Origin of the sequence: Microbacterium sp., from assembly GCF_032084865.1 — a bacterium.
Taxonomy (GTDB): Bacteria; Actinomycetota; Actinomycetes; order Actinomycetales; family Microbacteriaceae; genus Microbacterium.
Window position 1 is genome coordinate 22,410 of record NZ_DAMDLU010000017.1, and the last position, 7,016, is coordinate 29,425.

The 7,016-nt window shown below is 71.3% G+C and carries 8 protein-coding genes; all 8 read right to left on the reverse strand.

Annotated elements, in window-relative coordinates:
* Positions 1–17: 17 nt before the first annotated feature.
* A complete protein-coding gene (locus RT309_RS03380; RefSeq protein WP_313355323.1) occupies positions 18–1,382 on the reverse strand; it encodes a S8 family serine peptidase in 1,365 nt (454 codons plus the stop codon).
* Positions 1,379–1,912: a DUF501 domain-containing protein gene (locus tag RT309_RS03385; RefSeq protein ID WP_313355325.1), complete on the reverse strand. Its 534-nt coding sequence runs from the start codon at positions 1,910–1,912 to the stop codon at positions 1,379–1,381. Before RT309_RS03385 ends, RT309_RS03380 begins: the two co-directional genes overlap by 4 nt.
* Positions 1,913–1,953: 41 nt before the next feature.
* Positions 1,954–2,469, reverse strand: coding sequence for a septum formation initiator family protein (locus RT309_RS03390; RefSeq protein ID WP_313355327.1), 516 nt, complete (start codon positions 2,467–2,469; stop codon positions 1,954–1,956).
* Between the two features lie 44 nt (positions 2,470–2,513).
* The gene (eno, locus tag RT309_RS03395; protein WP_313355329.1) at positions 2,514–3,794 is read right to left on the reverse strand and encodes a phosphopyruvate hydratase; all 1,281 of its coding nucleotides are present in this window, start codon (positions 3,792–3,794) and stop codon (positions 2,514–2,516) included.
* 183 nt (positions 3,795–3,977) lie between these two features.
* A complete protein-coding gene (locus RT309_RS03400; RefSeq protein WP_313355331.1) occupies positions 3,978–4,640 on the reverse strand; it encodes an O-methyltransferase in 663 nt (220 codons plus the stop codon).
* 65 nt (positions 4,641–4,705) lie between these two features.
* A complete protein-coding gene (locus RT309_RS03405; protein ID WP_313355332.1) occupies positions 4,706–5,707 on the reverse strand; it encodes a type II CAAX endopeptidase family protein in 1,002 nt (333 codons plus the stop codon).
* A complete protein-coding gene (locus tag RT309_RS03410) occupies positions 5,700–6,785 on the reverse strand; it encodes a DUF1648 domain-containing protein (protein WP_313355333.1) in 1,086 nt (361 codons plus the stop codon). The genes RT309_RS03405 and RT309_RS03410 overlap by 8 nt, the downstream gene beginning before the upstream one ends.
* A partial coding sequence (locus RT309_RS03415) for a GntR family transcriptional regulator (protein WP_396654402.1) occupies positions 6,782–7,016 on the reverse strand: 235 nt, incomplete at its 5' end. The genes RT309_RS03410 and RT309_RS03415, both read right to left, overlap by 4 nt.

Genomic DNA, 7,016 nt, shown 5'->3' on the forward strand with positions numbered 1-7,016 from the left:
GGGACAACTCCTCGTCGTCAGGGTGTGGGAGTGCGTCTACCGCGCTCCGATCGGATGCGCCGGGCAGCTGCGGTGACGCCAAGCGCTACCAGGATACCAGGCACCGTGAGGGCCAGCAGCGGCAGGGTACCGTATCGCAGCGACTCCTCGGTCGGAAGCAGCGGAGACGCGGCGTCGACGGACTGCTCGACGGGCGGAAGCGGCGGCACGGCGACCGGCGTCGCGGACTGCTCGGGTGTCGGCTGCTCGGGAGCGTCGGCACGGCGGTAGACGCGGATCCACTCCTTCAGATCGCCCATCGGGTTGGTCGAGACGCGGGGAATGGATGCCGTGACCGCAGCCTCGGCGTCGAGCAGGCCGAAACCGTACAGCGGGTCGGGCGTGCGGGCCATGTCGGGCACCGGCACCGCCGTTCTGATCAGGCGGTTGATCACGTTCGCGGCATCCAGGTCGGGGTGGGCCGCCCGCACCAGAGCGGCGGCGCCGGCGACGATCGGCGCCGCGCCGCTCGTGCCGTCCCACGAGCGCAGGGTGCCGTCGGCCGAGACTCCCAGCAGCGACTCGCTCGGCGCCGAGATGCCGATCGTGATGCCCTGAGTGGATGCGCCCTGACTGGCGACCCCGGTCTGGTCGACGCCGCCGACGGTCAGCACACCCGGGATCGTGGCGGGCGCGCCGATCATCGAGGTGCCGCTGCCCCGGTTGCCGGCCGCGACGATCACGACGACGTCATGCTCGAATGCGTACAGGAACGCCTCGTCCCAGCTGCGGTCCCAGTCGAGGGTGTTGGTGGTGAAGGAGAGGTTGATGACATCGGCACCGTGGTCGACCGCCCACTTCATGGCTTCGACCACCTGGTCGACGAACGGCTTCGTCGAGGCGGAGCCGGGGAAGCCGAGCGAGACCGACAGCAGCTGCGCCTCCGGTGCGACGCCGATCATCCCGGTGCCGTCCGGGTTTCCGCGCCCCGCGGCGAGCGATGCGACCCAGGAGCCGTGATTCGGATCGCGCACACCGACGGGAGTGCGACCGTCCGGGCTGCCGACGCCCGACACGTCGGTGCCGTCGGCCACAGCGCCGTCGAAGATCACCGGGGGCTTGCCGATGCCGGTGTCGATGACCGCGATCTTCACGCCCTTGCCCCTGGTCACGCTCCAGGCCTGCCGGATGCCGGCGCCGTCGAGCCAGTACTCCATCGCCCGCGCAGGGTCGTTCGGGTCGTCCGGGATGGGCGGCGCCGCCGGCGTCGCCGTCTCGGTCGGCACCTGCAGCGCCGACGTCGCCGAGGCGTCCGAGCCGGAAGCCGGTACCGCGACGAACACCGCGGATGCCACGAGTGCCGCCGTCACGGCGACACCACGCAGCATCCGGGCGGAGATCATGACGCGCTGTCCGCCAGCGTCGCACCCGGGTCGATGCACGCGCACCGCTCGGGCGACCAGGAGGAGCGCTCGAGCGCGGCATCCCCCATCGGGTTCACGCCCGGTCCCGCGGCGAGGGCGTGACCGGCGAGGGCGTGCAGGCACTTCACGCGCGTCGGCATGCCACCCGCCGAGATGCCGTCGATCTCGGGCACGTCGCCGAACTGCGCCCGGTCCACGAGGTACGCCTCGTGCGCGCGGCCGTAGGCCGCGGCGATGTCGTCGTCGTCCTCGAGCATTCGGGCCAGCTCCGGCATCACCTGCGTCGCCTCGAGGGTCGACATCGCGGCGGTCGCCGCGGGGTGCGTCAGGTAGTAGAACGTCGGGAAGGGCGTCCCGTCGTCGAGACGCGGCGCCGTGGCCACCACGGTCGGATTGCCGCAGACGCAGCGCGCGGCGATGCCGATGACGCCGCGGGCGGCACGGCCCAGCTGGCTCGAGACCACATCGATCTCTGCAGCGGTGGGCGGCGGGAAGGGAGGTGTCGTCACCCCACCAGGGTACGGGAGGGTCACTGTGACAGCCCTCAGCCCTACGGGGTCGGCACTTCGACCGCGGTCTTCGCGAGCCCGGCGGAGGTCAGCCCGCGCAGCAGCTGCGGCATCCAGTCGGACGGGCGCTCCTTCAGCTGGTCGCTGACCTCCTGCTGCTCGGGCGGCAGGTCGGCGGGGTCGAGATCGTCGTCGACGAGGAAGACCACCTCACCGGGTTTCACGTAGTACAGCCGCTCGCGGGCCTGGGTGGTGATGTAGGCGGGATCGTTCCAGCGATCGCGCTCGCGCTCGAGCGCGGCGATCTGCTCCTCGCTCACCTGCACCGACTGCTCGAGGGCGGCGATCTTCTGCTTCTGGCCCAGGTAGGTGCCGATGGTCGGCACGAGCACCCAGGTGCCGAGCACGACGAGCGAGAGCATGATCACGGCGAAGCCCGACAGGCGGATGCCGCTCGCCCACTCCCGCACATCGACCGTGCGGCCTGCGGACGCGCGGCGCGCGGCGGGCGCCGCTGGCCGGGACGCCGAAAGAGGAGGAGCGGGGCGTCTGGCCATGCTCCTCCTCCTTCGTTCGTTCAGATCAGCGCGTGCGCTCCGGTTCAGGCCTGGAAGCGCGGGAACGCGGATGCACCGGCGAAGACAGCCGCGTCACCCAGCTCCTCTTCGATGCGCAGAAGCTGATTGTACTTCGCGACGCGCTCGCTGCGTGCGGGCGCACCGGTCTTGATCTGACCGGCATTCGTGGCGACGGCGAGGTCGGCGATCGTGGTGTCCTCGGTCTCGCCCGAACGGTGCGAGAGCATGGCCGTGTAGCCCGAGCGCTGCGCGAGGCTGACCGCGTCGAAGGTCTCGGTCAGGGTGCCGATCTGGTTGACCTTGACCAGCAGCGAGTTGGCGACGCCGCGCTTGATGCCGTCACCGAGGCGCTGCGGGTTCGTGACGAACAGGTCGTCGCCGACGAGCTGCACCTTCTCGCCGAGCGCCTCGGTGAGCAGCTTCCAGTTGTCCCAGTCGTCTTCGGCGAGCGCGTCCTCGATCGTGACGATCGGGAAGTCCGCGACGAGACCCTGGTAGTACTCGATCAGCTCGGGCCCGCTCCAGTCCTTGTTGTCGAGGCGGTACACGCCATCCTTGAAGAACTCGGTCGCGGCGACGTCGAGGCCGAGCGCGATGTCCTTGCCGGGGGTGAAGCCGGCCTTCTCGATCGCCTTGATCAGGAACTCGAGGCCCTCGCGGTTGCTGGGCAGGTCGGGGGCGAAGCCGCCCTCGTCGCCGAGGCCCGTCGCGTAGCCGGCGGCCTTCAGCTCGCTGCGCAGCACGTGGTAGGTCTCGACGCCCCAGCGCAGCGACTCGGAGTAGGTGTCGGCACCGATCGGCGCGAGGAAGAACTCCTGCATGTCGATGCCGTTGTCGGCGTGCTCTCCGCCGTTGATGACGTTGAACAGCGGAACGGGCAGCAGGTGCGCGTTGGGTCCGCCCAGGTAGCGGAACAGCGGCAGGTCCGCCGAGTCGGCGGCCGCCTTGGCCACGGCGAGGCTGACGCCGAGGATGGCGTTGGCGCCGACGCGCTTCTTGTTCTCGGTGCCGTCGACCTCGTTCAGGATCTCGTCGACGATGCGCTGCTCGCTCGCCTCGACGCCCTCGATCGCCGGGCCGAGCTCATCGATCACGGACTCGACGGCCTTCAGGACGCCCTTTCCGCCGTAGCGGCCCTTGTCTCCGTCGCGGAGCTCGTACGCCTCGAAGGCCCCGGTGGATGCACCGGAGGGAACGGCGGCGCGCTGCACGACCCCGTCATCGAGGAGCACCTCCACCTCGACGGTCGGGTTTCCGCGCGAGTCGAGAATCTCGCGTGCGCCTACAGCCTCGATCAGTGCCACAGAAGTGCTCCTTCGAAAGGGAGGGGAGGGTGGTGGTGGAGCGACGTCGGTCCGCGATTCAGTCTAGCCGTGCCCGTCCACGCGCCTCGGGCGCGTGTCAGACGACCCAGCCATGCCCGTCCGCGCGCCTCGGGCGCATGTCAGACGACCCAGCCATGCCCGTCCACGCCCCTCGGGCGCGTGTCAGACCACGAGGGCGACGGCGATCCCGTCCCAGCCCTTGACGCCCACCGTCTGCAGGGCGGTCGCGTCGAAGCGGGGGTCCTCCCCCAGCATCCGGAGCCCCTCCCGGGTGCCGACCACCATCGGGTCGGTGCTCGCGGCGTCGGCGACGTCGCCGCTGCGCCCGATGTTGTCGACGACGACGACGGTGCCGGGATGCCCGAGCCTGGCCGCCCAGTCGAGGTAGATCGTGTTGGATTCCTTGTCGGCGTCGATGAAGACGAGGTCGAACCCGCCGACCAGGGTCGGCAGCACGTCGGCCGCCCGCCCGATGCGGATGTCGACGCGCTCCCCCACCCCGGCCGCGTCGATGCTGGCGCGCGCCACCGCGGCGTTGGCGGCCTCGGCCTCGATCGTCGTGACCCGGCCGGCCTCGCCGACGGCGCGGGCCATCCAGATCGTGGAGTACCCGCCGAGGGTCCCGATCTCGAGCACGCGCTGTGCGCCGCTGATGCGCACCAGGAGGTTCAGCAGCTTGCCCGCCACGGGCGCGACCTCGATCTCGGGCATCCCGGCAGCCCGCTGCGCCTCGAGCGCCGCCTCGAGGTGCGCATCGTGCCCGACGAGGGTCTCGGCCAGGTAGTCGTCGGCCATGCGCCAGTTCTGCGGAGTGGATTCGGTCATGTGCCCAGCCAAACCGTCGGCTCGCGCGCGGTCAAGGGGTGAGGCTGTGTCGAGTCGCCCCCGGGTCACGCAGGCGGTTCGACAGGCGGCAGGGTGGATGCCGGATACTTCGGCGGCCTGGGGTCTGCGAGTGCCGGCTGCCGGCGGAATTGACCGGTCACCAGCAGCACGACGATCACGACGGCGCCGACGATCCAGCCCGACACACCGAGCGCCATCGACAGCGCGGGATCGTACTCGGCGCCCGCCGTCATGAACAGCACGGGAAGTCCCGCGCTGGCGTTCAGCGCGCCGTGGGCGAACACGGCGGGCCACATCGAGGCGCTGCGCAGGCGCAGCCAGCCCAGCAGAACACCCCACACGATGCATCCGGCGGTCATCAGAAGCACCCCCGTGAGGTCGGTGCGGCCGAAGTTGTAGCCGAGCAGGATCACGGGCGAATGCCACAGCCCCCACACGACGCCGCTGATCAGCAGGGCGGGCCAGGTGCCGTACCGGCGCAGCGCCGGCACGAGAAACCCCCGCCAGCCGACCTCTTCGCCGAAGGCCGCCACGGCGTTGATCGTCGCCGCGGCGAACGGGATGGCGGCGATCTGCACGGCGACCAGGAACCACGGTGAGGGCAGTTCGACTCCGGAGGGCAGGCTCTGCCCCAGCATCTGCGTGAAGCCGGAGAGCCCCGCGAAGTCGGCCTGGAGCCAGCCGAACGCCACCGCGAGCAGCATGGCCGCGATCACGATGACGACCGGGCCGAACAGCCCGAGCACGCTCATCCAGATCACGCGCCGCGCCGGCCGCAGCGGCCACATGCCGAGGAAGCGCAGCCGCTGTCCCTTCGGGATCGGTCGCATCGTCACCAGGACGATCAGCAGCGCGAGAGCCGGCGTGTACATCGTCACGATCAGCAGCACCCCCGCGAACGGCTCGGCGAGACCGTCGCCCAGCCAGAGCGGCAGCGCGGCCAGCCAGGCCAGGCCGACCGCCAGCACGACGAAGGCGATGATCGCCCGGAGGGGGATGCGCGGCATCCGCTCGTCGGCACTCGGGAAGTGCCGCGTCTCAGTCATCTCGGTCTCCGTCTCTCTGGTCGTGTGCGCCGGCCGCGCGCCGCTCGAGGTAGGCCTGCAGTGTGGCCGCGCCCACCTCGGCCCCGTCCACCGTCACCACAAGCGGGCGCCTGCCACGCCGCTCGACCTCGATCGCCGGTCCCGTGCGCAGCACGATACCCGTGCGGCCGTCCATGCCGACGCGCCAGCCGATGCCGCCGAACTCGCCGAACGGGTGGCACTGCACCGCACGCACCGCGACGATGCCGTCGAGCGCAACGTGCACGCGGGGCACGCCGAGCTGCGAGCGCACCGTGAGCCCGTCAGCGCCGGCACGCACCCGGAACGAGGCCGACGAGGCGAACGCGAGCCCGATGATCGCGAGTGCCAGCAGCGGTATCCACAGCGCCTCCGCGGCCTGCACGACCATGACGGCGGTGACAGCGACGAGGATCACCATGGTGGCGGCGATCCCCAGGACCGCGCCCCGGGGCATCCGCGCCGTCGCCAGCCAGGTCACGCGCTCGCCCGCAGCGATCGCCGCCACGTGGGCCGGCTTCAGGGGTGCCGACGGTGCGGGACGCACGTCGGGCTGCAGCACCCAGCCGGCCGCGGTGAGCACCAGCAGGGTGCAGAAGCCGGCGATCACGACGCGGAGGATCGAGCCGGCCTGCGTCGCATCGTCGAGTCCACGCTGGAGGGCCACCGAGCCCCCGTTGACGATCGCGCTGAATCCCGACAGCCCCAGGGCGATGGCGCCGAGCAGCCGCGCTGCCCCGCCCCACTGCTCTCGCGCCATGCCCAGCACACTGAAGATCATGAGCGCCGGCAGACCCAGGCCGAGGCCGAGCGTCAGCCAGAGGTAGACGGCGGGCGGCCCGAAGCCGTCCACCCCGTCCGCACCCCAGTGCAGCGCCGCCGGGTCGGGCAGGTCGGGGACCCACCGGGCGATCAGGACCGCTGCGATCACCGTGATGACCACCGGCAGCACGAGTCCTATGACGACGAGGGCGCGACGCGCGCGCCGCAGGTCGTCGCTCGGCACAGCAGTCACGAACTGCTCGCCGCCGCGGGCGTTCACGGGAAGGCGGGTGTTCATGGCGTCGTCTCCTTGATGAGGGCGGCGAGGGTCGCGGGGGTGACTCCGAGCGCGGCACCGCGCCGCACGAGTGCAGTGATGTCGTCGGCGAGACCGGCCAGGGGCGCGGCGGATGCGGAGATCACGGCGCCGCGGCCGCGCCGCAGGTCGACCAGTCCTTCGTCACGCAGCTCCTGATAGGCGCGCAGCGCGGTGTGCACGTTCACCTCGGCCGCCGCGGCGAGCTCGCGG

Bases quoted from the DNA above. Each gene is read 5' to 3' on its own strand.
- RT309_RS03380 (WP_313355323.1), bottom strand. From the start codon at position 1,382: ATGATCTCCGCCCGGATGCTGCGTGGTGTCGCCGTGACGGCGGCACTC.
- RT309_RS03390 (WP_313355327.1), bottom strand. From the start codon at position 2,469: ATGGCCAGACGCCCCGCTCCTCCTCTTTCGGCGTCCCGGCCAGCGGCG.
- RT309_RS03400 (WP_313355331.1), bottom strand. From the start codon at position 4,640: ATGACCGAATCCACTCCGCAGAACTGGCGCATGGCCGACGACTACCTG.
- RT309_RS03405 (WP_313355332.1), bottom strand. From the start codon at position 5,707: ATGACTGAGACGCGGCACTTCCCGAGTGCCGACGAGCGGATGCCGCGC.
- RT309_RS03410 (WP_313355333.1), bottom strand. From the start codon at position 6,785: ATGAACACCCGCCTTCCCGTGAACGCCCGCGGCGGCGAGCAGTTCGTG.